We start from the raw sequence: 25,176 nt of genomic DNA, 5'->3' as shown, positions 1-25,176 counted from the left end.
TTGATTGATGCTAGGAGAAACGGCCAATCACTTATTACAATAAATGTATTGTATACAGCCTTTCTTTTTCTATAAATATGAGTGCCCTACAATACATTAGAGTATGCTAGGTTTCATCTTAAATTAAGTAAGAATTTTTGTCGCTAAGGGAAGGCTGTGTTTTTCAATATTTCTATTTTTTGATATATAGCTAGGAGTGAATTACTCGTGCAAGCTGAAAGAAAAAATTTTAGACATTTTACTATCAATTGCTTCACCATTATTTTTTGCAGGTTTAAAGCGCCATTTCTCAATAGCTAAACGTACTGATGTTTTAAAATAATTTATTTTATGTTTTACCGTCGGAAAAACAATATCTTTCACATTACCTTTAGCATCAATAGTAAAATCTACTTTTACTTCCAGTTCAATACCTTTGCGTTTTGCTGTAGAAGGATACCTAGGAGGCACTGAATAAATAAGTTCTGCGCTTTGAGTTAGCTGCCTGTCAAATTCCGTTTTTGAATTTAAAGTGGCTTGCTGAGTACTCTGGTAAGGCTTTGAAGAGTTACTCATGTTTAGCTTTTTAGCTGGTGTTCTTAACTCGTTATCATTAAGTTCGGTATTCAATTCAGCTAACTGTTTAGAGTAAGCACTTTTAGTTAATGATGTTTGTTTATTTGAATTTGTTTGTTTAAAAGTTAATTGAGATATCGATTTATTATTTGAGCTTGCGTATTTTTTGATAGTAGATACTTCTATTTCTACTAATTTATCTTCAATATCATTAGAAATCTGTTGGGTAGATACATCTAATTTTTGCTTGTTTTTTGAGATGATTGTACTTTTTTCAATATTAGATTGATTAACTTCTTTTTGTTCAATAGTGTTATTTTGAACTTGTTCAATACTTTGTGAGTCAACTTGTGCTTTTACTTTTTTAGACTTAGCCAATTGCTCATCATTAGTAGTATTCGTTTTTTCTACATTTTTATTAAACAACTCATTATTACTATTTAGAACTCTTTTGTTGTGAGGTTCTTCAATTTTAGGTGTATAGCTCGAAGAGGTAAGCTCAACCTCCAATTGTGTAATAAGTTGTTGGGATGAAATAAAAAGAATAACAGATAATATAGTTAAAGATGCAAACCACTTACTTACTTGGTTATTTGAGGAGCAATGATGTTCGTTTACCAATCGTAAAACTCTTTGGGTTAGATCTCCACCAGACGCCGCCATTGCCATGCTAGGTATAGAATGATGACGATGTTTATTACAGAGTGAAGCTGTATCTGCAAGCGTGTGAGCATAGGCGATAGGGTTGCCACAGTGTTTAACTGCAATATCGTCACTACAATATTCTCTTTCGTTGCGCATTTGGTTGGAAACCCATATTACGCATGGGTGAAAGAAAAGAATGATTTCTACAAGAGATTGAATAAAGTTAACGATATAGTCGTATCTTCGAATATGTGCCAACTCATGCAATATTAGCATATCTAATTGAGTTGGAGTAAGGCCTGTAAGCATACTTACGGGTATTAACACGATAGGTTTTATCCATCCAATTGCCATAGGTACGCTGGTATTTAATGAGATCAATAAAGTAGGTACTTTTTTAATACCAATTTGAAGAGATAAAGCCTGAAAACGAGTAAGTAAATCTGTATCTGGTATCAAGGTGTCTTGCTTAGGCAGTTGATTAACAGAATACAATTCAAATAATAACTTTAAAGATAAAATAGATATAACAGTTAACCAAGCAAATGTTATATAGGGTAAATAGTCTATTACGTTAGAATACCATTCACCTTGCTGCGATATTATTTGTGTAAACTCGAAGCCTGTTATAGATGTTTGTGATAGATGTTGAGACAATTGAAGATAATCAGGTTTAAAAATAATAAAAAAAGTAACCAGAGGCAAAATTAAATTTAGTATCATTGCGCCTGAAGCAAAGGCATATCTTAATTGTGATTTTTGATTGGGAGTAAATGCCAGTAGAGTTTTTAATACGAGTGCAACAAGCACTCCTTGCCATAAAAAATGGATAAGAGTAAGTGCTATGCTATATATCAGTGGGCTGTTTAAAAAGCTTTCCTGCATTACACTTCCGTATTATTTATTATTGTTCTTCTAGTTTATTAAGTAGTTTTCGAATATCTGCTATTTCTTCACTACTTGTTGAATCATCTAAAGCTCGCATAACAAGTTTAGAGGTAGAACCCCCAAATGCTTTAGACACCAAATCTTTCAATAACGATGATTGTGTTTGCATCTCACTGTTTGCAGCAGCATATACATGAGCTCTATTACTTTCGTCACGAATAACTAAGGTTTTTTCATGCATAATCTGTAATATTTTTAAAACAGTTGTATACCCAGTGTTTTGAGTATTACTGAGGTGGTCATGAATCTGTCTTACAGTTGCAGGCCCTAATTCCCATAAAATATTTAAAAGTGTTAGTTCTGCTTCAGTAGGTTTGAGACCAGACTTACTACGACTCATTGAATTTCCCCGAAATTTATAATAAATGCTAAGTTTTACAGTAAACTTATATCCTCTAATCCTATCTCTTGTCGCTAAAATGAGCAACTAAAAAGTATTAAACAATATTATTGCTTATGGTAATTAAGTAGCATTTTTGTTGTTTATTGCTATTTATTTACGCAATTCTTTATTTACGTTGTGATTATTTATATACATTTTTACATATAAGTTAACTACAAATATCTGCGTAATGTTCACCCAGGCGCGTTACAGTTTCTTCTCCTGCTGACTTGTTAAATTCGATCATGTTAGGAGAGAAAGTAGAAACAACAGTAGAGCCAAGTTTAAATCGGCCCATTTCATCACCTTTTTTTAGGTGAATGGCATCAACGCCTTTTGCAGGATAATCCCAAGTAAATACATCTTTACCAGCAGGTGGTGTAATCGTTCCAGCCCATATTGTTTCTATGCTAGCAACAATTGTGGCACCCACTAATACCATGGCAAGTGATCCATGTTCTGTATCAAAAATAGTGACTACTCTTTCATTCCTAGCGAATAAGTCAGGTACGTTTTGAGCCGTGAGGGGATTTACTGAAAATAAATCACCAGGTACATAGATCATTTTTCTTAGCGTTGCGGCCATCGGCATATGAATACGGTGATAATCTTTAGGTGCCAAATAAATACAAGAAAACTTACCTTTTTCAAAAGGTTTAGCATCATTCGCATCGCCACCTAATAAACTTGTTAAACTATAATTAAAGCCTTTAGCCTGTATTAGCTGACCTTGTTCAATATCGCCTTGTTGGCTTATTGCGCCATCTACAGGGTAACAAAGGGTTTTACTGTCATTATCGATATGTCGAGCGCCTTCTTCCAATTCACGAGTGAAAAAATCATTGAAAGTTTCAAAATCTTCTGCATTTTTTAGTTTAGCTTCGCTCATGTTAATGTTGTAAGCTTTTATGAACCATTTAATGGCTTTAGTGGTTAACCAACCTGCTTTCGCTGCAGCAAATTTTCCAACTAAACGTGAAATAGCATGCTTAGGCATTATGTATTGAAGTGCTATTTTTATTCTATCAATGATCACAGGTTTTCCTTTCAATATATTAATTTTTTACTTAATCGTTAAAACGAGAAGTTAGTGTGTTTTCGTCTAAACTGGCGAGTATTCTTTGAAAACTAGCCAACCTTTTTTTATGTATTTTATTTTGTTCAGTCGCTTCAATCAGAGCACAGCCAGGATCGTTTTGATGCTTGCAATCTCTAAATTTACAAGTGCCAATGTAATCTGAAAACTCTATAAAACCAGAGCAAACTTGCTCAGGTGTTAAATGCCATAAGCCAAACTCTCTTATACCTGGAGAGTCAATGAGATCACCGCCATCATTAAAATGAAATAATCGGGCAACAGTTGTCGTATGCTGTCCTAATCCTGAGTTTTCAGAAACTTGTTTAGTTATTAATCCCAGCTCAGGCATTAAGCTATTGGTTAATGTCGACTTTCCTACACCTGACTGCCCGACAAAAATACTAACGTTCTGATTGAGCTGTGCTTTTAAGGTATCTATACCTTCTTGTGTTTCATTACTTACATAGAGTATTTGATAGCCAATGTCTTTATAGATGCTTAATTGTTTTTCAATGATAGTGCGGTTTGTATCATCAAATAAATCTGTCTTATTTAATACAATAATAGGTGTAATACCGGTTTGTTCGGCAGCAACTAAATATCGATCAATAATATCAGGATTAAAGGCGGGTAAAACAGAAGACACGATAAGAATTTGAGTAATATTAGCGGCAATAGGTTTTACGCCATCATATACATCAGGTCGGCTTAGAATAGACGTTCTGTCATGTACGGCTTCAATAACTCCTGTAATACTATGTTTTGTTTCTTTGCCTAAACGCCATAAAACTTTATCACCGCAGACTAAAGATTTAACACTCCGACGAATGTTACAACGATGACAATTTTTTTGCTCGTCTTCAACATCGGCATGCTGACCAAATCGGCTAATAACAGTACCGGTTTGTGGTTCACTTAACTCATCATCTAGCCATTGTACGCTATCCGTTTTTTTACTGAGTTTTTTATCCTGATTCGCATTAATGCGTCTAACCTGACCTTTAGTCAGTTTTCTACGTTTAGTCACGAGAAGTAATCATATTTTATTGCTTATTATTCGCTTAAAGGGTTTTAAACATTATTTGTTCTCACGTATTATACTTAAAAATAGTAATTCATCTAACCATTGTCTGATCATTAATAAATAATAAGTGAATTAGCATGGAACAAGGAAACATTTATGGCGCGTAATGATACGAATTTAATTTGGCTTGATCTTGAAATGACAGGCCTAGAACCAGAAACGGATGTGATTTTGGAAATCGCGAGTATTGTTACTGACAGTCAACTTAATATATTGGCTGAAGGTCCTGTATTTGCCATTCATCAATCTAATGAAACTTTAGAGAATATGAATCCATGGTGTATTGAACATCATGGGCAATCAGGATTAACCAAACGCTGTCAAGAAAGTACGACGGATATAGCTACAGCTTCTACAGAAACGATTAAATTTGTTGAGCAATATGTACCAAAAGGCAAATCACCTATGTGTGGGAATAGCATAGGGCAAGATCGCCGTTTTATTAATAAATATATGCCTGATTTTGAAGACTATTTCCATTATAGAAACCTTGATGTAAGTACGGTAAAAGAGCTTGCAAGACGCTGGAAGCCAGAAGTGTTAGATAAAGTAGTAAAAACAGGAACACATCTAGCAATGGATGATATTCGTGAATCAATTGCAGAACTTAAAGTTTATCAAGAACATTTTTTTAAGTTGTAAGGTTTTAATTACTTATTTCACTTTTTGAATAAAGGTTGTAGTGCTATTACTTTAATGTGATTACAGCCTATCTCTTATATTAATAAACATTGATTCTTATCTGTATTTAAATAAACTATGGCTCACAATAAATGAATTCATATGCGTATTTTTATTTGTACGTGTAAATAGAGAATTATATATTCATGAGTTTTAAGTCACATATACCTTTTCATCGTCAAATTTCAGGATCATTAATTTTTCTGTTTTCATCTATTTTATTGATCGTGGGAATTATATCTTTTCTTTTTTATCAACGTAATATTCAAGTCAATGAACTGATAACAAAACAACTCCCTCAATATGAATATACTCGTGAATATCAGAGATTAGTATTTGAAAATAATGAATATTTTTTATCTCTTAAAAATAGTGAAACCGCAAGTGAATTAACTTCTGTTTTAGCACTCATTCAACAAAATATAGATAATATATCGAGATTACCTTTAATTAATGGAAGGAAAGTAGGCTCTATAGCTGCTGAAGTTAGTCGTATAAAAGATATTGTAAATCGAATCAAAATTAATGAGCCTAGAAATGAAGTTTTGAAAAATACCGCGATCGTTCAGTTGCGATTACTTATTAATAATCTGATTGAACAAATAGAGAATAAAACTCAGGATCAAATTGTATTGCATCATAAAGTCACTATAAATGGTGAAAACGGCTATATACCTGCAGGTAATGCTATTAAATATATTGAAGTGACTAAAATATTAAGCCAGTTGAATAAATCACTAATATTATTTGATGAAGCGATTTTAGGTTTTGAATCCGTGAGCATCAATAAGTCGGTGGATAGTTTTGATACGGTGACCAAAAAAATAGATTTAGCGGTAAGTACTTGGCTAAGTGTATTAACAAGTGAACCGATGGATATAGCAATAAGAAATCGAATTGAAGAGCTACAAACTTTACTCAATGTAGACCAAAGAGTTTTGGCTAAATGGTATAGCCACCTAAGATTGGCTGAGGAAGTTTTTAATCGAATCAAAGAAGTTAATCAAACACTTAACGAACTTTATATTTCAGATAATAAACGTGTGAAGTTCACATCTTCTCAGTATATCGTTCCCCCATTTATCGCTAACACGCTAGAAAAAGTATCGTACGAACTGTCAGCAAAACATTATTACTATGGATTGATAGCTGGCGTTTTGGTTAGTTTAGTGCTGATTTTATTGATACTGCTAAAACTGAAAAGTAGGATTAAAGCGTATGGCGAAAATACTGTTAATTTATGTGAAAATTTATTAGCTGGCGATGATAAAAAGCAAGAGCAGGCTGATTACGTTACAGCAGCAGAGCATTTACGTATTGTCGGTTTAATTCATCAAATTCAGAAACCAGAACATAGTGAAAATCAATACCAATCTTTGGTTGATACACAACATAATGAATTTTCTTTTATTTATAAAAATCATGGTATTGCTATTTGGCAGTATCAACCGTTTAGTCAATATATTCATTTAAACGAAGACATTTTAAGGTTAGCAAGTTCACCAAATAATAAGGTAAACCATTGGCGTCAGTTAATAACGGCTCAGTCATTATCAGAGGTAATTATTGTCGCTAAAAATGTTCGCGATTCTCAAATAACACAATCTTGTCAGATCAAAACCAAAAATAATATTGTATTGGAAATGTTTATAGGTTTTGACGGTACCCGCTGGTTTGGAACATTAAGTAGAAATGAAAAAAGTGAGCAGTTAAAAAATACCATTGTTTCACTAAAAAATAGATTAAAAACGGTGGAAGCACATTCCATTGAAGAATTGACAACAACAACAGATAGATTTAGTAAAATGGTATTAAGAGCCATGTTGCAAAGTCAGGGGAGCTCAGTTGATGTTAATGGAAGCTCTTTGCCTGTTTACCGACAATTAACGCGAATTTTTGACTGGTGTCGTCAAAGTAATATTGTAACAAGACTTCAACAAAGCCCTCGTCAGTTAAACAATACAGATATCAGCTTTAAAGATGAACTCCATGCGATTGTATTTAATGCAATATCGGAAGCTCATCTTCAACGTAATCAAATTTATTTACTAACAGACAGGCTACTACTTAATTATACAAGTGTCGATCATCGCTTATTTCATCGTATGTTATTAGGCGTTATTAGAGTAACCCTAGCAGAATTATTTAATGCTAAAATGTTATTAGGTTTAAAAGTGATTGATCGTGATACTGGTTCTCAAACAGTTCAGTTCACATTAACCGTTTCCCCAGTTAAAAAGTTAAAACAACTTCCTAATTTGGTTAGTAGATTAGTAAATGAAGACATAAAGTCGGCTTCTATTTCTGATATTATTTTTTATATTAAAACTTTAATGCAGCGCTTTAATATCAATCAAATAGAGAGTGAATTGCAAGATGATGGTTTCAAAGTTATGTTCAGCATGTTACTTGTTGAGCAAAAACATAGCCTATTAGAGCAAACATTAAAAACAAGCAGTTTAAAACAGCGGTCTATTGTTTCAGTAAGCGCTTGTTCATTTTTACAAAAAGCGATTACTCATGCTATCAATGCAGCGGATGGCACAGTATTTTCAATAAATAGTATTGATGATTTTACGAAAAATTATAGTGCTGAAATCCTTTCTAGTCAGCCTATTGCATTGATTATTATTGGCGACGATGTTTCACGACTTGATTATGAAAATATTAAAAAACATATTAATCACTTACCTGAAAAGCAAAAACCTAAATTGTTAGTTATGCAGTCACCGGTTAATAGTGCTTATCATAAAGAAGGGCTATACAATCAATCATCTATGCCATTATGTCAAAGTAGCTTTCAAGCGAGAATACTTGAGTTATTAGCAAGTGACTCGTCTGATAATATGCTTGTTGAAGCTGAAGTATTGAGCGAATATCAATATCAATCTACAAGAGTTGAGGTGCTATTGGCTGTTTCTGTACCAGAAGAGCACCAATTATTGATCAGAATTCTTCAATGGCTGGGGTTAAAAGTACATGTTGTTTCTCAACCTATTGCCATGGTTAAGCATTGGCAATCAGGACGATACTTGATACTTATGTCTGAGTTTGAACGCTCACCTTTCATTATGTTAGCCGCAGGACAGAATATTCTGCGTGGCGTTTTCACGTTTAAAGATATTCTATTTGATACTCCAACAGGTAACCTTTTAAAGGCAACTAAGCATTGGAAAGTGTCAACCTTGCCGCAGGTATTAGATATAAAAGCGCTTATCGTTATTCTGACTCCGTGGCTTAAATCAAAAGCAGTTCATATTGGAGTGAAAGAGAAAGCAGTTGCTACTGTTAATGAGGAGCAATCGTTTGATGCCTTTTTAGATGAAACGAATAAATTAGATGATTCAGATAAAGAGTATATTAATTACTCACAGACTTTTATTGCTGAAGAAACTGACTATCAACCTAGCGATATTTTAGATATGGAAAAATATGCTTTCAATCAAGGTTCTTCAGAACTAGCGGCATACATGATAGATGAATATATTGATGATCTAGATAAATCGATAACCTCTCTCGAAAAAGCTATAGAGAAACATGAATTTAACCAAACAGCCAAGCCGATTCAAATTATTTTAAAAGTCTCTGAAGTGATGGCTGCCAAAAATATTCACACGTCATGTCTATCGTTAAAAGAAATGATGGATGATGCTCCAAGTGAAACTCATATGAAAAAATATAGAGCTACTATTGAGTATTTACGTTCACACTTGAAATCACTTAAAGCTTATACTGATGCGATATAATGATTTTAATGCAATATTTTAAAGGAAAAATTAGTGATAGAAAGTCCATGCGTACGTAATTGTTGTTTAGACAAAGAAGATGTTTGTGTGGGATGCTTTCGTCATATTAAAGAAATTGTTGGTTGGAAAAATCTTACTGATGAAGGTAAAAAAACAGTGTTAGCTAGTTGCGAAGAGCGAAAAGCGCAGTTAAAAAATATAAATATAACACACGTACATCCAGCTAAGCATCTCTAGGTAAGCCTTTTTCAATGGTTCTAATTAAACGGCCAGTTAATCTCTCGTTAGTTGTCTGAACAGCTTGATTCTTTTTTTCTATTTGTTGTTGTAATGCCCACTCAATATGTTCAACAACCATAGGAGAACTGATCGTTACTTTCTCGTTTAATGTCTTGATTATCGTTTCGTCATAAGGAGCATTACCTAAAGCAATGGCAATATTTCGTTGCCAGCACTCATAGCCAATTCTTCTTATAGGAGAACCTTCAGTTTTCCGAAGAAAATACGTTTCATCCCATGCAAATAAAGATAACAGTTTACTATTATCTAGTTCTTCTCTGGCATTAAAGTCTTCTTCTTGTGTTGTTTTAGCAAACTTGTTCCATGGGCAAATAAGCTGGCAATCATCGCAGCCATATATTCGATTACCCATTGGGGCTCTGAACTCAATGGGTATCGCCTCTTTTAATTCAATGGTTAAATACGAGATACAGCGGCGTGCATCGACAACGTAAGGTTCTGTGATCGCACCGGTAGGGCAAATCTTAATGCATGAAACACACTTACCACATTCATTCGCTGGCGAGCTTGTTGTTGGTAGGGGAATATTAACTAATAGCTCACCTAAAAAGAACCAAGACCCAGCCTCTCTATTAATGATTAAGCTATGTTTACCTGTCCAACCTAATCCAGCTTTTTCAGCTAAAGGTCTTTCAAGTATGGGGGCTGAATCTACAAAAGGTCTAAAATTAAAGTCCTCACAATATCCGCTAATTTTATTTCCTAATTGCTTGAGCCGTTTTCTCATGAGCTTGTGGTAATCTCTGCCCAGAGCATATCGGCTAATATAAGCATGATCAGGTTGCTTTAGAATTTGCGCAAACTTTGCGTTTTCAGGTAGATAATCCATTCGAACACTGATACAGCTAAGTGTACCTTCTACTAGTTCATCAGGTCTTGTACGCATTAACCCATGTCTTGCCATATAGTCCATATTGCCATGGTAATTATTCTCTATCCATTGAGTAAACTTACTTTCATATGCTGATAAATCTATATCAGAAAAGCCCACTTGAGAAAATCCTAATTCTTTACTCCAGACTTTAATTTTTTCAGTTAACTCAGTGTAATTGATAGCAGTTATTGTCATGAGATATTAGGGCTAGAGTGCATTTTTTATAGTTTATCATCGTTTTAATGGGATAAATAATACGATTAAGGTATAAAATTTATATATGTAATTGTTATTAGTGAAAAGAAGCACAAAAAGTTACACATAAATAACAATTTAACGGGATCTGTTATTGCGGCAAAAGATCATTTAGGTAAACTATCGAGATGAGTAAAATAGAATATTAAAATGAACTATTCGTAATGAATAATAAAACTGATGAATTAACCTACGACTTAGTAAACTCTAAAGCAACTATTGCTATGGGAAGTCTATTAGCAAAAATTATTAAAGATGATCTCAAACAAGGGCTTATTGTATATTTACATGGTGATTTAGGTGCTGGAAAAACCACGTTAACACGAGGCTTTGTACAAGGTATGGGACATAAAGGGAATGTAAAAAGTCCTACTTATACTTTAGTTGAACCATATGAATTAGGCCTTTGGAATATTTATCATTTTGATTTATATCGGTTAGCTGATCCTGAAGAGCTCGAGTATATGGGCATTAGGGATTATTTTGGAAAAAACAACTGCAGCTTTATTGAATGGCCTGATAAAGGTGAGGGTTTTTTACCTGAAGCAGACTTAATCATTAATATTGAATATAAAAATGCCGAAAGAACTATACGTTTTGATGCTAAAACAGCATTATCTCAGTTACTTTTAGAAAAACTAACTCAATATAATTAATAAAAACACATTTACTATAGGACCTTCATGCTCTTTGCTGTAACCAAAAGACAACTTATTTTACTCATTACTTTGTTTTGTCTATTGCCGACACAAGTTTATGCAGCGAATAACATTAAGGGAGTTCGTATTTGGCCAGCTCCAGATAGTACTCGCGTTGTTTTTGATTTATCTAACAAGCCAGAGTTTTCCTATTTTAGCTTATCTAAACCCGATCGATTAGTGATCGACTTCGCCAATAGTCATTTATCTGTAGCATTGAATGATGTTTTAAACGGCGACAATCGAATTAAAAAACTTCGTACCAGTCAATCCACTAAAAAAGGAACGACTAGGCTTGTGTTAGAGTTAGCTCAAAATTACCAATTATCTATTTTTCCACTTGCCCCAGCAGGTACTTATGGCGATAGATTGGTGATAGATATATATGATAAGAATGAATCAGATACTGCAACAGCAAGTGTTAACATACCAACTAAAAGGGATATTGTTATTGCTATTGTTGCAGGGCATGGTGGTGAAGATCCAGGTTCTATTGGGGCTCGTGGTACCTACGAAAAACGAGTCACTTTAAGCATAGCCAAAAAATTAGAAGCATTAATTGATCGTCAACCTGGTCTAAAAGCCGTAATGATCAGAAAAGGTGATTACTACGTTAATCATGACAGAAAAACTGAATTAGCGAGAAAGAGTAAGGCTGACCTTCTTATTTCTATTCATGCGGATGCTTTTACTTCATCAAAACCGAGTGGAGCTTCAGTTCTTGTTCAATCAACAAGACGAGCTAATTCCGAGTTTACTCGTTGGATCGCTAATCGCCAAAAAGAATCAGAACTCCTTGGTGGAGCGGGTGAAACTATCAAAAAAACAAAAGATAAAAACTTGGCGATAACCCTAGCTGATATGAAAAAAGAATACACTATGGCGAGCAGTTATGCATTTGCAGAGCATGTTATACGACAACTTAAAAGAGTCACCAAAATGCATAAAAGCCGGCCAGAAGGCTTAAGTTTAGCGGTATTGAAGTCTTCTGATATTCCCTCTGTATTAATTGAAACAGGGTTTATTTCGAATCCTCAAGAAGAGCGTAATTTAACAAGTTCGGCTCATCAGCAAAAGTTAGCAAAAGCTATTTATACCGCGGTTGATAACTTTTTTAGTGAAAATCCGCCTGACGGAACTCTGTATGCAGGCACTCAATTAAAAAAACATAGAGTGCGTTCAGGTGAGTCATTAAGTGTCATCGCTAAACGCTATAATGTGTCATTGAATCATTTAAAACAAAAAAATAATATCAAATCCAATGTAATTAAAATTGGTCAAACGCTAATTATACCTCGAGCTGAATAAAAATAATGTCTATAGAAATATTACCCGCCCAATTAGCAAACCAAATTGCGGCAGGTGAAGTGGTTGAACGACCAGCCTCGGTAATTAAAGAATTAGTTGAAAATAGCTTAGATGCTGGCGCAACCACAATTAAAATTCAGGTTGAGAAGGGCGGTTCTAAACGCATAAAAATCACTGATAACGGAAAAGGTATAGCTAAAGGTGAGCTTTCTTTAGCGCTTAGTCGACATGCAACCAGCAAAATTAAAACATTAAATGATCTTGAAAGTATAAGCAGCCTAGGATTTAGAGGGGAAGCTTTAGCTTCTATTAGCTCAGTTTCACGCCTCACATTAACGTCTAAACCTGCAGATCAGGAATCAGCTTGGCAAGCATCGGCTGAAGGTCGAGATATGGTTGTTGATATTAAACCTGCCGCACACCCCAATGGTACGACTATAGACGTACAAGATTTATTTTTTAATACACCAGCCAGACGAAAATTTTTACGAACAGATAAAACTGAATTTACTCATATTGAAGAAGTGATTAAAAGAATTGCTCTTGCTTGTTTAGATGTAACCTTTGTTTTAATACATAACGATAAAATTATACGTCAATACAGAGCTGCAACAACTAAAGCTCAATATACTAAGCGTGTCGCGCAAATTTGTGGACAAAAGTTTATAGACCATGCCATAGAAGTTGAATGTGTTCACGACGATTTACATTTTAGTGGTTGGCTAGCTAAACCAAGTTTTGCGCGTAATCAAAACGATTTATGCTACAGCTACGTTAATGGTCGTATGATGCGCGATAAACTCATTAACCATGCAATTAGGCAGGCATATAGTGATTTATTGCCGCCTGACACTTATCCTGCCTTTGTACTTTTTTTAACATTAAATCATCGGGATGTAGATGTAAATGTACATCCGGCTAAACATGAAGTGCGGTTTCATCAAGGGCGATATATTCACGACTTTATATTTTCTGTTTGCCAAAGAGCGTTTAATGATGAAGGAATAGTTCAAAGTTCATTAATAGATTTTCAGCATATTGCCCAAGAAGAAACTAAGGCAACAGTTCCATCAGAGTGTACAGAAAGCAAAAGCATACAATATGAAGCATCGTACCAACAACCTACGGTAAACCAAAGTTATATAAAGCCTTTGTCGTATGTTAATGAAGCCAGTGCTTCTCAATATAGTTCTTCTGGTTCTCACTATAATAGTGTACGACCTTCGGCTAAAGGAACAGACGCTTACTATGAGTTAATGAGCAATGCAACTGACACCTTAGAGCAGCAAGCATCAAGAATTAGTGATAACTTACATGCAGATACAGACTATGTTAATCAAGTAGAAGCTGACTATTTAGTTCTTCATCTTGTGCAACCTAATTGCGCATTAATATTATTTCATCAAGAATTACGCTTACTCTCGCTAACAAAATTTGAAATGAGTATCTTAATTAATCAACTAACGGAAAAGTGGGAAGCAGGGTTTGTTAGTCAGCCTTTATTACTGCCCGTTAAAATTCATAGTGAAAAGTCCCAGCTTGAATTTTTAGAACAAAATAAACACAGTTTTGAGCGATTAGGTATTACTTTTAATGTGGTAAGTAAAAGCGCTGTACAAATAAGGGAATTTCCAGCCTTTTTACGTAATAAAGATGTTAGTAGTAGTTTTTTACATTTATTAACGACACTTTTTAATAAAAATGAACAAAAACCAATAGAAGATAAAGATTGGCTTTTAGCGCTTATTTCCTTGTTATTACAAGATACTTATACGATTGATTCCGCTAATATCTTATTCAGTCAAATACAAAATTTACAATCCGATGTAAAAGAAAAACTTTTACTCTTGAATTCTACACCAGTAGACCTTACATCTGAATTAAATCAATTAATGTAACCTAGCGTTTTAATTATGCCAACTACCGCTGATATAAATAAATCTTTACCCATTATTTGTATCATGGGGCCAACAGCTTCTGGTAAAACAGCATTAGCTATGGGGCTGCAAGATCATTTACCTGTTGATATTATTAGTGTTGACTCTGCTTTAGTTTATAAGGATATGGACATAGGTACAGCAAAACCCACATTCGAAGAGTTGCAACAATATCCACACCAATTAATTGATATGATAGATGCGGCAGATAGTTATTCAGCCTCAGATTTTTGTAGTGATGCATTGAAGGCTATTCGTCATTCACATATTAATCATCGTATTCCTGTGCTGGTTGGTGGAACTATGATGTATTTTAAAAGTCTGATTGAAGGTATATCACCGTTACCGGCTGCAAATGCCAAAGTAAGAGAAGAAATAGAAGCTGAAGTTGCAGATAAAGGTTGGGAAGTTCTGCATAAAGAGTTAGAAACAATAGATCCCATATCGGCAGCTAGAATTCATAAAAATGACCCTCAAAGGTTATCAAGAGCTTTAGAGGTTTATCGATTAACAGGGAAGTCGCTAACTGAATTGACAGAGGTTAAAGGTGAGCGTTTACAAGGTAATGTATTACAGTTTGCCTTAACACCTAAAAACCGAAGTATTCTGCATGACAGAATTGAATTACGATTTAACCAAATGATTGCTCAAGGTTTTGAGCAAGAGGTCGTTAAATTAAAAGAACGGCACGATTTACATATTGATCTACCATCAATGAGATGTGTAGGTTATCGACAAATGTGGCAATATTTAGATGGAGATTATGATCACAAAGAAATGATATATAGAGGCATATGCGCAACAAGGCAATTGGCTAAACGACAATTAACTTGGTTACGTAGCTGGCAAGGAGCAACCAATCTTACGATGGAAAATGAAAATAATTTGCAACAAATTATCTCAATCGTAAATAAAGTTTAAATATTGATGTATAATTAATAGCTTGGCTGAATACACAGCTATAGTTATTACTAAATAACCATAACCTATTAAAAATAACAAGAGGGCCAAACAATGGCAAAGGGGCAATCGTTACAAGACCCGTTTTTGAATGCTTTACGTCGTGATCGCATTCCAGTAGCAATATACTTAGTAAATGGCATTAAATTACAAGGACAAGTTGAATCTTTTGATCAATTTGTAATATTGCTTAAAAACACCGTAAGTCAAATGGTTTACAAACATGCAATTTCTACTGTAGTACCTTCTCGTGCAGTGGTTACTACACCAGCAGCATCTAATGAATCTGCGGATTCACAAGATTAATGATATTGATGGTACAAGTAGTTATAAATATTCTAAATATGAAGACTCGCTGTTGGACTGAATATATTAATTTACTTAAATGTTTCATTCAAAAAACTCAGTTATATGGTACTAAATGATAGTAATTACTGAGTTTTTTTCTTATCACTTTAATTTAATAAATAGGTATTGTTTCATTGTTTGATCGTTACCAAGCAGGCGAACAGGCAATACTTGTTCATGTAGATTTTCCAGACGAAAATGCACGCGAAGACTTACAAGAATTTGAAATGCTTGTAAGTTCTGCGGGCGTTTCTGCGCTTACTGTAATTAGCGGAAAGCGTGATAAACCTCATACAAAGTATTTTGTTGGCAGTGGTAAAGTAGAGGAAATAGCGGAAGCTGTTCGTTTATTCGAAGCTAATGTTATTTTATTTAACCACACGTTATCACCTTCACAAGAAAAAAACGTCGAAGCCTTATGTGAATGCCGAGTGATTGATAGAACAACGCTTATTCTTGACATATTTGCTCAACGAGCTCGTACACATGAAGGTAAGTTACAAGTTGAACTAGCTCAGCTTCGTCATATGAGTACTCGACTTATCAGAGGTTGGACTCATTTAGAAAGGCAAAAGGGTGGTGTTGGTTTAAGGGGGCCTGGTGAAACTCAGCTGGAAACCGATAGACGATTACTGCGTGAACGAATGACCAGTATTCGTAAGCGACTTGAAAAAGTAGAACGTCAAAGACAACAAGGTCGAAGAGCAAGAACTCGTGCTGAAATTCCAACCATTTCACTCGTTGGATATACTAACGCCGGTAAGTCGACCTTATTTAATCATATTACAAATGCAGATGTTTATGCCGCAGATCAGCTTTTTGCGACATTGGATCCTACTTTAAGAAAAATAGATGTTGAAGATGTAGGCCGTGTTATTTTGGCTGACACTGTTGGATTTATAAGGCACTTACCTCATGATCTTGTAGATGCATTTAAAGCAACTCTAACGGAAACACGTGAAGCGGAATTGCTATTGCATGTTATTGATATTGCTGATGAAAGACGTTCTGAAAATATTGATCAAGTACAACATGTATTGGATGAGATTGAAGCTGGAGATGTTCCTCAATTACTAGTTTGTAATAAAATTGATAAATTGGATGATATTGAACCCCGAATTGACAGGGATGAAACCGGCTTGCCTATACGTGTGTGGTTATCAGCCCACGCTGGAATTGGTATTGAATTGCTTTTTCAAGCGCTTGCTGAGCGTTTAGGTAAAGAAATTGTTACACAAAAACTCACAATACCTCCTCATGAAGGAAAACTACGTGGTACCTTGTACGCATTAAATTGTATTACGGATGAATCATACGACGAATTAGGTAATTGTTTATTGGATATAAAACTACCTAGTCGTGAGTGGAATAAATTATTAAAACAAGATAACGCGGTAATAGAACGCTTTATCATAGATTAACAGACTGATATATTAGCAACAATTGTATTTATTGGAGAACACCATGGCTTGGAATGAACCGGGGAATAATGATAAAGACCCCTGGAAAAATAAAGGTGGAAAAAATCAAGGTCCACCTGATTTAGATGACTTGTTTAAAGATTTAGGTAATAAATTTGGCGGAATATTTGGTGGTAATTCATCAAATGGTGGAAAAGCGAGTAAAAACTTTTCCAGTATAGGCATCAGTATTGCCCTTATTGTTGCCGTTCTTGTTTATGTTTTTAGTGGTTTTTACACCATTAAAGAAGCAGAGCAGGGGATTGTTTTACGATTTGGTCAATACACTGGAAATGTAGAGCCTGGTCTTCGTTGGAAATGGACATTCATCGATAAAGTCATACCTGTTGATATTCAAACAACCAGAAACCTACCCGCTTCAGGTTTTATGCTTACGCAAGATGAAAATGTTGTTCGTGTTGAAATGCAAATACAATATCGTGTAGTTAATGCACGTAATTATATTTTCAGTGTTACAAATGCTGACGACAGCTTAAGTCAATCCTTAGATAGTGCATTACGATATGTTGTAGGTCATGCCAAAATGGATGATGTTTTAACAAGTGGCCGTGAAGTTGTAAGACAAGCTGTTTGGAAAGAACTAGAAGAAATTATCGAACCTTATAACCTTGGTTTAATTGTTGTAGACGTTAACTTTAAGGATGCTCGTCCACCTGAAGAGGTTAAAGATGCATTTGATGATGCAATATCTGCTCAGGAAGATGAAGTTCGCTATTTACGTGAAGCCGAAGCTTATGCTCGTGGTATTGAACCAAGAGCTCGTGGTCGCGTGAAACGTATGGAACAAGAAGCATTAGCTTATAAAGAACAAATTGTATTAGATGCAGAAGGTGATGTAGCTAAGTTTAATAAATTACTTCCTGAATATCAGGCGGCTCCTGTGGTTACTAGAGAACGTATGTATCTTGCCACTATGGAAAAAGTATACGCTAATACGAGTAAAGTTATGGTTGATGTAGATGGTGGTAATAACATGATGTATTTACCATTGGATAAAATAATCCAAAACCAATCATCGCAGTCTAATAGCGTAACGTTACAACCTAATATCCAGCAGCCGATATCAAATAGCTCGTCAACTACTACTAATAGTAACCGAGCTGATAGATTTAACAGTGGGAGAAACTAAGCGATGAAAAACTTTATTATTGCTATTGTTGCAGCATTATTTTTGCTGACTGTTTCTTCAGTGTTTGTTGTGTCTGAAGGACAACGTGGTATCGTATTTGAATTTTCAAAAATTAAACGAGACTCGGCGACTGGAGATATGCTTGTATATGATCCAGGACTTCACTTAAAGTATCCATTCATCAACACGGTTAAGAAAATTGATGCTCGTATACAAACACTTGATGAAGGCGCAGATCGCTTTGTTACTTCTGAAAAGAAAGATGTCATTGTAGATTCATTTGTTAAGTGGCGAATTGTTGATTTTTCAACTTACTACCTACGTACAACAGGTTCTATTGATAACGCGAGAGCATTATTAAAACAAAAAGTAAATAATGGCTTAAGAACCGAATTTGGTTCTCGAACGATTAAAGAAATTGTTTCAGGTGACCGTGATTCTATTATGGAAAAAGCACTTGTTAGCGCCAAAAGTAGTAGAGAAGATCTGGGTATAGAAGTGATTGATGTACGAATTAAGGCTATAAATTTACCTGCCGAAGTAAGTGCTTCAATTTATGACCGTATGCGTGCTGAACGAACAGCTGTGGCTAAAGAGCATCGCTCACAAGGCCAAGAACAATCTGAAATTATTCGTGCAACGATTGACGCTAAAGTAACAGTAATGTTGGCTGAAGCTCAAAAGAACTCGTTTGAAATTAGAGGTAGTGGTGATGCTTTAGCTGCTAAAGTATATTCTGATGCATATACTAAAGATGCAGACTTTTATAAATTTTTTAGAAGTTTAGAAGCATATGAAAACAGTTTTAATAGTAAGAATGACATCATGGTTATAAAACCAGATAGCGATTTCTTTCATTACTTAAAAAATCCTGCTGCAGCTAAATAAAGCGCTAACTTTTAGTTAATATTTTTTAAGGCCATGATTTATTCATGGCCTTATCATTTCTACCTATTTTAAATTACTGATAATAAATATATACAATAATCACTATTCATATAGTGTTTCAGCAGTAACTTAAAACCGCTTAAAAAAATTTAACCCTCAAAACTAAACCTGAGTAGTCGAGTTGGCTAATAGCGTATATATAAGAGCACTCATTTAATACTCAAGCGAATATGCTTTTAATTACCGTTTTTATCTTTAATTAGTTAAATAAATAAAACCACTAATGCATTACGGCTTTATACCTAACTTACTAAATTTAAAAGCTATAATTGATCGCGTCGATAAATATTGATTTGTGTATTTTATAATCTCAATGAAAAGCCGTATTTAGTACTTGGACTGTCATTTCATATTTGATAGAATCCTCGCCTAATTTTTTCTATTAAAAATTTTCTAACATGGGTAAAAACGTTGTAGTTCTAGGCACTCAATGGGGTGACGAAGGTAAAGGTAAGGTAGTTGACTTACTTACAGATAAAGCTAAATACGTAGTTCGTTATCAAGGTGGGCACAATGCAGGTCATACTTTGGTAATTGACGGTCAAAAAACCGTATTACATTTAATTCCTTCTGGTGTATTACGTGAAAACGTAAAATGCTTAATTGGTAATGGTGTTGTTTTATGTCCGAAAGCATTAATGACCGAAATTGGCATGTTAGAAGAACGTGGTGTACCGGTAAGAGAGCGTTTATTAATTAGTGACGCTTGTCCTTTAATTCTTCCTTATCACAATGCATTAGATGCAGCGCGTGAAATTGCTCGTGGTAATAAACCTATCGGTACTACAGGTCGTGGTATTGGGCCAGCATATGAAGATAAAGTTGCTCGTAGAGGTTTGCGTGTTGGTGATCTAATTAATACCGAAACATTTGCTGAAAAGCTTAAAGAAATTATGGAATACCATAATTTTGCATTAACACAATATTATAAAGTTGACGCTGTAAGTTACGAAGAAGTACTGGCTGATGCTCTTGCTGTTCGTGATGTGATTATCAATATGATTGCAGATGTACCTGAGCTATTAGACCAGTCTCGCAAAGCGGGTGAGTCTATTATGTTTGAAGGTGCTCAAGGCACTCTTTTAGATATTGATCACGGTACATATCCTTATGTAACATCATCAAATACAACAGCGGGTGGTGTTTCTACTGGTTGTGGTTTTGGTCCTCGTAATCTTGATTATATTTTAGGTATTACTAAAGCTTACACAACGCGTGTTGGTTCAGGTCCATTTCCTACAGAATTAGATGATGAGATTGGTGAACACTTAGGTACTGTAGGGCACGAATTTGGTGCGACTACTGGACGTGAGCGTCGCTGTGGTTGGTTTGATGCCGTTGCTATGCATCGTGCAGTACAAATTAACAGCATTACAGGTTTTTGTTTAACAAAGCTTGATGTTTTAGATGGCTTAAAAGAATTAAAAATCTGTACAGGTTATAAAAAACCAAACGGCGAAATTATTACTGTTTCTCCTACAGCTGCAGAAGGCTACGAAGAAATTACTCCTGTATATGAAACACTTCCAGGTTGGAGTGAAAAAACAGCAGGTGTAACTCAACGTGAGAATCTTCCGGCTAACGCTATTGCTTATATCAAGCGTATTGAAGAAGTGACGGGTGTTCCTGTTGATATTATTTCAACTGGTCCTGATCGTAATGAAACTATTATTTTAGTTAATCCGTTTGACGAGTAACTAATTAGTTTTTTTTGATTAAAGCCACTTTTTAAGTGGCTTTTTTATTACCTGCTAATATTTCCCTTCTAACTAAATCATTATTCATCAAGCTACTCTCCGGCTATCATTATAAAAAATTTTAGTATAATGTTTGTAAGCCTGTATCTTTACATGCTTAATTACTTAATAATTCTGTTTATTTGTTCATACTTTAGTTTTTTATAGAGCGTCTAAGTATTTTATATAGTCAAAAACTATTTAAAATACAAAGCAAAGGCAAGAGTTTCGTGTTATTTTGTTGCGTTATTAAGAATTAGTCATAATTCGTATAATTTGTTCTTTAATGTGAAGTATTACACCTTACCTTTTATGTATTAGGATGCAACCATGACAGATTTCCGCCAACAAGCTCTCGATTATCATCAATTTCCAACTCCGGGTAAAATTAGTGTTGAATTAACAACACCCGCTGAAACAAGTTTAGACTTGTCTTTAGCCTATAGTCCCGGTGTGGCAGAGCCCGTGAGAGCCATTGCGAATAATCCAGATGATATTTATAAATACACCGGTAAAGGTAATACTGTCGCGGTTATTACTAATGGTACTGCCATTTTAGGTTTAGGTAATTTAGGTCCGATGGCTTCAAAGCCAGTAATGGAAGGTAAAGCTTTATTATTTAAACGCTTTGCTAATATTAATTCCTTTGATATCGAAATTAAACATAATACTGTTGATGACTTTATTAACACAGTTGCCAATATTGCTGATAGTTTCGGAGGGATTAACTTAGAAGATATTAAAGCACCAGAATGTTTTGTGATTGAAAAAGCTCTCATTGAGCGCTGCAAAATTCCAGTCTTTCATGATGATCAGCACGGCACGGCAATCGTTACAGCTGCAGGTATGATTAATGCGCTTGAAATTCAAGGCAAAGATATAAAGTCTGCAAATATAGTTTGTATGGGAGCTGGTGCTGCGGCTATTGCATGTATGGAATTGTTGATTAAGTGTGGTGCTCAGCGTGAAAAAATTTATATGTTAGACACTAAAGGTGTTGTGCATACACGCCGTGATGACTTAAATGAATATAAAAAACTTTTCGCTAATAATACTGATAAAAGAACGCTTGAAGATGCTATAGAAGGCGCTGATGTTTTTGTTGGTGTTTCTGGGCCTAATTTATTGTCGGCTGAGCATGTTAAATTAATGGCGCCAAAGCCTGTTATTTTTGCGTGTTCAAACCCAGATCCTGAGATAAAGCCTGAGCTAGCACATGCCACAAGAGATGACCTTATTATTGCTACGGGTCGTTCTGATTATCCAAATCAAGTTAATAACGTTTTGTGTTTCCCTTTCATCTTCCGTGGAGCTTTAGATGTTCGCGCAAGAACAATTAATGATGAAATGAAAATAGCAGCAGTTCATGCAATCAGATCGTTAGCAAAAGAAGAAGTGTCACAAGCCGTATTAGACGCAAGTGGAGTAAATAGTTTAGTCTTTGGTAAAGAGTATATTATTCCTAAACCGATGGACCCACGTTTATGTGGAAATGTAGCACGTGCTGTTGCACAAGCTGCGGTAGATTCGGGTGTGGCGGCTTTAGAGTTACCTGAAAACTACATGTTATAGTTCTTCAGTATTAATTTTGATAAGTTAAAAAATTATCATATTAAAGGAGGGCGAAAGCCCTTTTTTATTGTCGTATGCAAAATAGCATATAATCATTAAAATGTTTTTGTATATAAAGTGAAAATAGATGGAAGACAATTTACCAATAAGCATTATGGCTAGCGAAACGCTATTAGCTGAATATGTAAAATTAAAAGGTATTATTAATAAACAAGAAGCTCATGTTAACTTTCAAACACTCGCAGCAGGTTGGTACGAGGATGAAAATAACGTTTTAACCATTAAGCTTTATATAGAAAAACATGATGAGTATTTACAACTAGTATCTCTTAATACTTTAGGCAATAAAATTGAAGTTGCAGATGATGTTATGCTTTATATTAACAATAAAGATATAAGCTGTTTTGTTGCCATCACTGAATCAGAAATAAAGTTGTTAGATAAAGAGCCTAAAATATTATCAGGCTACATTACAATGAAAGTAAAAAAAGTGATTAATGAGATTGCTGAAAAACAAGGGCTGTTAACCTTGCCTTTATAATTTATGAACTAATCGTCTTCAGTTTCATAAGCGCTAAAGTCTGTAATACCTTTAGCCTCTAATATTTTACGAACGCTAGCAGGTAGTTTTTCAGTATTGTCTTTAGCTAAATCATTATCATCAGGTAAAGGCTGTCCGGTAAAAGCATGCAAAAATGCTTCGCATAATAATTCGCTATTAGTAGCATGGCGAAGATTATTAACTTGTCGACGAGTTCTTTCGTCAGTTAACACCTTAAGAACACGTAAAGGAATTGAAACGGTGATCTTTTTGACTTGTTCACTTTTTTTTCCGTGTTCGGCGTATGGATTAATATATTCGTCATTCCACTCTGCCATAAATTACTCACCCTTTAATATGGTACATCTGCTTGAATAATATCAACAGACACTAATTCACTAATTTTACTGTTTGTGGCCGCCGAGTCAATAACGAATGTGTAGAAGTTTAGATGTCTAAAATTTCTTGACCAAGTTTAGTAAACCGTTTAGAGTTTTAGACATCTAAACATCTATTTGAAATTATGATCATTGAAATATTGAATTAGCTAGCTTAGCGCTTTAGTAACCGACTTATAACAAGTAAAATGACTTAAATAGAGTTTCATTAACGTTGTGAATTTATCGGTTTATTACTATTGGTCTAAAGGCCAGTGAAAAGCTATAGAGTCAGTTATTGATTTTTTAAAAAAATAAACGCTATTTTAAATCAATAGTTTGTATTTAAATTTGAATTACTCCCTAAGTAGGGATTCTTTAATTCAATTGATCTTATACCTAGCTGGAGTCTCAAATGACTAAGAAAAGTATGGCAACAATAGCGGCAAGAGCTGGTATTAGTAGTGACAAGCAACACGTCGGTGTAGTGCCTGCAATACATTTAGCAAGTACATATGCTTTAAAAGGCTTTAATGAAAAACGTGATTATGATTATTCACGCACTGGTAATCCAACGCGCTCTACATTTGCAGAAGCGGTTGTTGAGTTAGAGGAAGGTGCTAAAGGTGTTGTAACAAGCACAGGTATGGCGGCTGTACACCTTATTTGTCAATTATTATGTACAGATGATGTGCTTGTCGTGCCACATGATTGTTATGGTGGTAGTTACCGATTATTCACGCATCTCGCTAAGAAAGGCAATTTCAAGTTAATTATTGTTGATCAAAACGATGAAAATGCTTTAGCTGAAGCCCTTAAACAAAAACCTAAATTAGTACTTATTGAATCACCGAGTAATCCATTGTTACGTATTGTTGATATCGAGAAAGTCACTAAAGCAGCACACGCGGTAGGCGCACTTGTTGCCGTTGACAATACTTTTATGTCACCTCTTTTACAAAAACCTTTGCTTTTAGGTGCTGATATTGTGTTTCATTCAACCACCAAATACATTAATGGTCATAGTGATGTGGTGGGTGGCGTGTTAATAACAAAAGATGAAGCTTTAGGCGATGAATTAGCTTGGTGGGCAAATTGTATAGGTATAACAGGATCTCCGTTCGACAGTTATTTAGCATTAAGAGGCTTAAAAACATTACCTGTAAGAATGAAGCAGCACCAAATTAATGCTGATAAAGTGGCTGTATTTTTAAATGAACACGATGCTGTTGATGCTGTTTATTATCCTGGTTTACCTGATCATCCTGGCCATGATATTGCTAAAAAACAGCAAGCTAGTTTTGGTGCAATGATGAGCTTTGAAGTTAAAGGCGGTGTTGGGTCAGTAAAAAAACTCTTTAAAAACCTTCATATGTTTACGCTAGCCCAATCTTTAGGAGGTGTAGAAAGTTTAATTAGTCACCCTTCAACCATGACACATGCAGGAATGGAAATATCAGCTCAATTAGAAGCGGGTATAACTCAGTCGTTGGTACGTATATCTGTTGGAATAGAAGACGTAGACGACTTAATCGCTGATTTATCGCAAGGCCTTTTAGCTTCACAAAAATAAGAATAAACACAATTGATGTT

21 protein-coding genes are annotated in these 25,176 nt (G+C 34.8%); 15 read left to right on the top strand and 6 right to left on the bottom strand.

Annotation, left to right across the window (positions count from 1 at the left end):
* Positions 1–201: 201 nt before the first annotated feature.
* The 4 genes from B0X80_RS05880 to rsgA all read right to left on the bottom strand — a co-directional run bounded on the left by B0X80_RS05880 (position 202) and on the right by rsgA (position 4,635).
* Positions 202–2,085 carry a M56 family metallopeptidase gene (locus B0X80_RS05880; RefSeq protein ID WP_077338921.1) on the bottom strand — a complete coding sequence of 628 codons (1,884 nt, stop codon included), beginning with the start codon at positions 2,083–2,085 and terminating at the stop codon, positions 202–204.
* Positions 2,086–2,104: 19 nt separating this feature from the next.
* Positions 2,105–2,488 (bottom strand): BlaI/MecI/CopY family transcriptional regulator, encoded by a 384-nt coding sequence (locus B0X80_RS05875; protein WP_077338920.1) that lies wholly within the window; start codon positions 2,486–2,488, stop codon positions 2,105–2,107.
* Between the two features lie 211 nt (positions 2,489–2,699).
* Positions 2,700–3,527, bottom strand: a complete 828-nt coding sequence (asd, locus tag B0X80_RS05870) for an archaetidylserine decarboxylase (RefSeq protein ID WP_425439693.1) — start codon at positions 3,525–3,527, stop codon at positions 2,700–2,702.
* A 70-nt stretch (positions 3,528–3,597) separates the two neighbouring features.
* The gene (gene rsgA, locus B0X80_RS05865; protein ID WP_077338918.1) at positions 3,598–4,635 is read right to left on the bottom strand and encodes a small ribosomal subunit biogenesis GTPase RsgA; all 1,038 of its coding nucleotides are present in this window, start codon (positions 4,633–4,635) and stop codon (positions 3,598–3,600) included.
* Between the two features lie 153 nt (positions 4,636–4,788).
* On the opposite strand from rsgA, the gene orn reads away from it, so the two are divergent.
* From orn to B0X80_RS05850, 3 genes are all read left to right on the top strand, one after another.
* Complete coding sequence (orn, locus tag B0X80_RS05860; protein ID WP_077338917.1) at positions 4,789–5,334, top strand: oligoribonuclease; 546 nt, start codon at positions 4,789–4,791, stop codon at positions 5,332–5,334.
* Between the two features lie 185 nt (positions 5,335–5,519).
* Positions 5,520–9,119: a hypothetical protein gene (locus B0X80_RS05855; protein ID WP_077338916.1), complete on the top strand. Its 3,600-nt coding sequence runs from the start codon at positions 5,520–5,522 to the stop codon at positions 9,117–9,119.
* A gap of 33 nt (positions 9,120–9,152) precedes the next feature.
* Positions 9,153–9,356 carry a DUF1289 domain-containing protein gene (locus B0X80_RS05850; RefSeq protein ID WP_245825403.1) on the top strand — a complete coding sequence of 68 codons (204 nt, stop codon included), beginning with the start codon at positions 9,153–9,155 and terminating at the stop codon, positions 9,354–9,356.
* On the opposite strand, the gene queG is transcribed toward B0X80_RS05850, so the two are convergent.
* Positions 9,343–10,488 carry a tRNA epoxyqueuosine(34) reductase QueG gene (gene queG, locus B0X80_RS05845; protein ID WP_077338914.1) on the bottom strand — a complete coding sequence of 382 codons (1,146 nt, stop codon included), beginning with the start codon at positions 10,486–10,488 and terminating at the stop codon, positions 9,343–9,345. The two genes, B0X80_RS05850 and queG, sit on opposite strands and share 14 nt — an antisense overlap.
* A 224-nt stretch (positions 10,489–10,712) precedes the next feature.
* Between queG and tsaE the strand changes: the two genes are divergently transcribed.
* The 11 genes from tsaE (at position 10,713) to B0X80_RS05790 (ending at position 23,206) form a co-directional block, all read left to right on the top strand.
* Positions 10,713–11,204: a tRNA (adenosine(37)-N6)-threonylcarbamoyltransferase complex ATPase subunit type 1 TsaE gene (tsaE, locus tag B0X80_RS05840; RefSeq protein WP_077338913.1), complete on the top strand. Its 492-nt coding sequence runs from the start codon at positions 10,713–10,715 to the stop codon at positions 11,202–11,204.
* Between the two features lie 27 nt (positions 11,205–11,231).
* Positions 11,232–12,554: an N-acetylmuramoyl-L-alanine amidase gene (locus B0X80_RS05835; RefSeq protein ID WP_077338911.1), complete on the top strand. Its 1,323-nt coding sequence runs from the start codon at positions 11,232–11,234 to the stop codon at positions 12,552–12,554.
* 5 nt (positions 12,555–12,559) lie between these two features.
* Complete coding sequence (mutL, locus tag B0X80_RS05830; protein WP_077338909.1) at positions 12,560–14,452, top strand: DNA mismatch repair endonuclease MutL; 1,893 nt, start codon at positions 12,560–12,562, stop codon at positions 14,450–14,452.
* Between the two features lie 15 nt (positions 14,453–14,467).
* Positions 14,468–15,412 (top strand): tRNA (adenosine(37)-N6)-dimethylallyltransferase MiaA, encoded by a 945-nt coding sequence (gene miaA / locus B0X80_RS05825; protein ID WP_077338908.1) that lies wholly within the window; start codon positions 14,468–14,470, stop codon positions 15,410–15,412.
* Between the two features lie 93 nt (positions 15,413–15,505).
* A complete protein-coding gene (gene hfq / locus B0X80_RS05820) occupies positions 15,506–15,757 on the top strand; it encodes an RNA chaperone Hfq (RefSeq protein WP_077338906.1) in 252 nt (83 codons plus the stop codon).
* A 176-nt stretch (positions 15,758–15,933) separates the two neighbouring features.
* Positions 15,934–17,220 carry a ribosome rescue GTPase HflX gene (gene hflX, locus B0X80_RS05815; protein ID WP_077338905.1) on the top strand — a complete coding sequence of 429 codons (1,287 nt, stop codon included), beginning with the start codon at positions 15,934–15,936 and terminating at the stop codon, positions 17,218–17,220.
* 43 nt (positions 17,221–17,263) lie between these two features.
* The gene (hflK, locus tag B0X80_RS05810; RefSeq protein WP_077338904.1) at positions 17,264–18,409 is read left to right on the top strand and encodes an FtsH protease activity modulator HflK; all 1,146 of its coding nucleotides are present in this window, start codon (positions 17,264–17,266) and stop codon (positions 18,407–18,409) included.
* A 3-nt stretch (positions 18,410–18,412) separates the two neighbouring features.
* Entirely contained in the window at positions 18,413–19,297 is an 885-nt protein-coding gene (gene hflC, locus B0X80_RS05805; RefSeq protein WP_077338902.1) for a protease modulator HflC, read from the top strand.
* A gap of 458 nt (positions 19,298–19,755) precedes the next feature.
* Positions 19,756–21,054, top strand: a complete 1,299-nt coding sequence (locus B0X80_RS05800; RefSeq protein ID WP_077338901.1) for an adenylosuccinate synthase — start codon at positions 19,756–19,758, stop codon at positions 21,052–21,054.
* A gap of 369 nt (positions 21,055–21,423) precedes the next feature.
* Entirely contained in the window at positions 21,424–22,665 is a 1,242-nt protein-coding gene (locus B0X80_RS05795; RefSeq protein ID WP_077338899.1) for a malic enzyme-like NAD(P)-binding protein, read from the top strand.
* Between the two features lie 127 nt (positions 22,666–22,792).
* Positions 22,793–23,206 (top strand): hypothetical protein, encoded by a 414-nt coding sequence (locus tag B0X80_RS05790; protein WP_077338897.1) that lies wholly within the window; start codon positions 22,793–22,795, stop codon positions 23,204–23,206.
* Positions 23,207–23,214: 8 nt separating this feature from the next.
* Here the strand turns inward: B0X80_RS05790 and metJ are convergent, their stop codons facing one another.
* Positions 23,215–23,544 carry a met regulon transcriptional regulator MetJ gene (gene metJ, locus B0X80_RS05785; protein ID WP_077338895.1) on the bottom strand — a complete coding sequence of 110 codons (330 nt, stop codon included), beginning with the start codon at positions 23,542–23,544 and terminating at the stop codon, positions 23,215–23,217.
* Between the two features lie 454 nt (positions 23,545–23,998).
* Between metJ and metB the strand changes: the two genes are divergently transcribed.
* The gene (gene metB / locus B0X80_RS05780) at positions 23,999–25,156 is read left to right on the top strand and encodes a cystathionine gamma-synthase (protein ID WP_077338894.1); all 1,158 of its coding nucleotides are present in this window, start codon (positions 23,999–24,001) and stop codon (positions 25,154–25,156) included.
* Positions 25,157–25,176: the final 20 nt, after the last annotated feature.

Source organism: Pseudocolwellia agarivorans, assembly GCF_002000085.1.
Taxonomy (GTDB): Bacteria; Pseudomonadota; Gammaproteobacteria; order Enterobacterales; family Alteromonadaceae; genus Pseudocolwellia; species Pseudocolwellia agarivorans.
The sequence above is the reverse complement of the archived record's forward strand: the minus strand, read 5'-3'. Positions and strand labels throughout refer to the sequence as shown.

Coding starts and splice junctions, on each gene's coding strand:
- B0X80_RS05880 (WP_077338921.1), bottom strand. CDS start 2,085: ATGCAGGAAAGCTTTTTAAACAGCCCACTGATATATAGCATAGCACTT.
- B0X80_RS05875 (WP_077338920.1), bottom strand. CDS start 2,488: ATGAGTCGTAGTAAGTCTGGTCTCAAACCTACTGAAGCAGAACTAACA.
- asd (WP_425439693.1), bottom strand. CDS start 3,527: ATGCCTAAGCATGCTATTTCACGTTTAGTTGGAAAATTTGCTGCAGCG.
- orn (WP_077338917.1), top strand. CDS start 4,789: ATGGCGCGTAATGATACGAATTTAATTTGGCTTGATCTTGAAATGACA.
- B0X80_RS05855 (WP_077338916.1), top strand. CDS start 5,520: ATGAGTTTTAAGTCACATATACCTTTTCATCGTCAAATTTCAGGATCA.
- queG (WP_077338914.1), bottom strand. CDS start 10,488: ATGACAATAACTGCTATCAATTACACTGAGTTAACTGAAAAAATTAAA.
- tsaE (WP_077338913.1), top strand. CDS start 10,713: ATGAATAATAAAACTGATGAATTAACCTACGACTTAGTAAACTCTAAA.
- B0X80_RS05835 (WP_077338911.1), top strand. CDS start 11,232: ATGCTCTTTGCTGTAACCAAAAGACAACTTATTTTACTCATTACTTTG.
- mutL (WP_077338909.1), top strand. CDS start 12,560: ATGTCTATAGAAATATTACCCGCCCAATTAGCAAACCAAATTGCGGCA.
- miaA (WP_077338908.1), top strand. CDS start 14,468: ATGCCAACTACCGCTGATATAAATAAATCTTTACCCATTATTTGTATC.
- hfq (WP_077338906.1), top strand. CDS start 15,506: ATGGCAAAGGGGCAATCGTTACAAGACCCGTTTTTGAATGCTTTACGT.
- hflK (WP_077338904.1), top strand. CDS start 17,264: ATGGCTTGGAATGAACCGGGGAATAATGATAAAGACCCCTGGAAAAAT.
- hflC (WP_077338902.1), top strand. CDS start 18,413: ATGAAAAACTTTATTATTGCTATTGTTGCAGCATTATTTTTGCTGACT.
- B0X80_RS05800 (WP_077338901.1), top strand. CDS start 19,756: ATGGGTAAAAACGTTGTAGTTCTAGGCACTCAATGGGGTGACGAAGGT.
- B0X80_RS05795 (WP_077338899.1), top strand. CDS start 21,424: ATGACAGATTTCCGCCAACAAGCTCTCGATTATCATCAATTTCCAACT.
- B0X80_RS05790 (WP_077338897.1), top strand. CDS start 22,793: ATGGAAGACAATTTACCAATAAGCATTATGGCTAGCGAAACGCTATTA.
- metJ (WP_077338895.1), bottom strand. CDS start 23,544: ATGGCAGAGTGGAATGACGAATATATTAATCCATACGCCGAACACGGA.
- metB (WP_077338894.1), top strand. CDS start 23,999: ATGACTAAGAAAAGTATGGCAACAATAGCGGCAAGAGCTGGTATTAGT.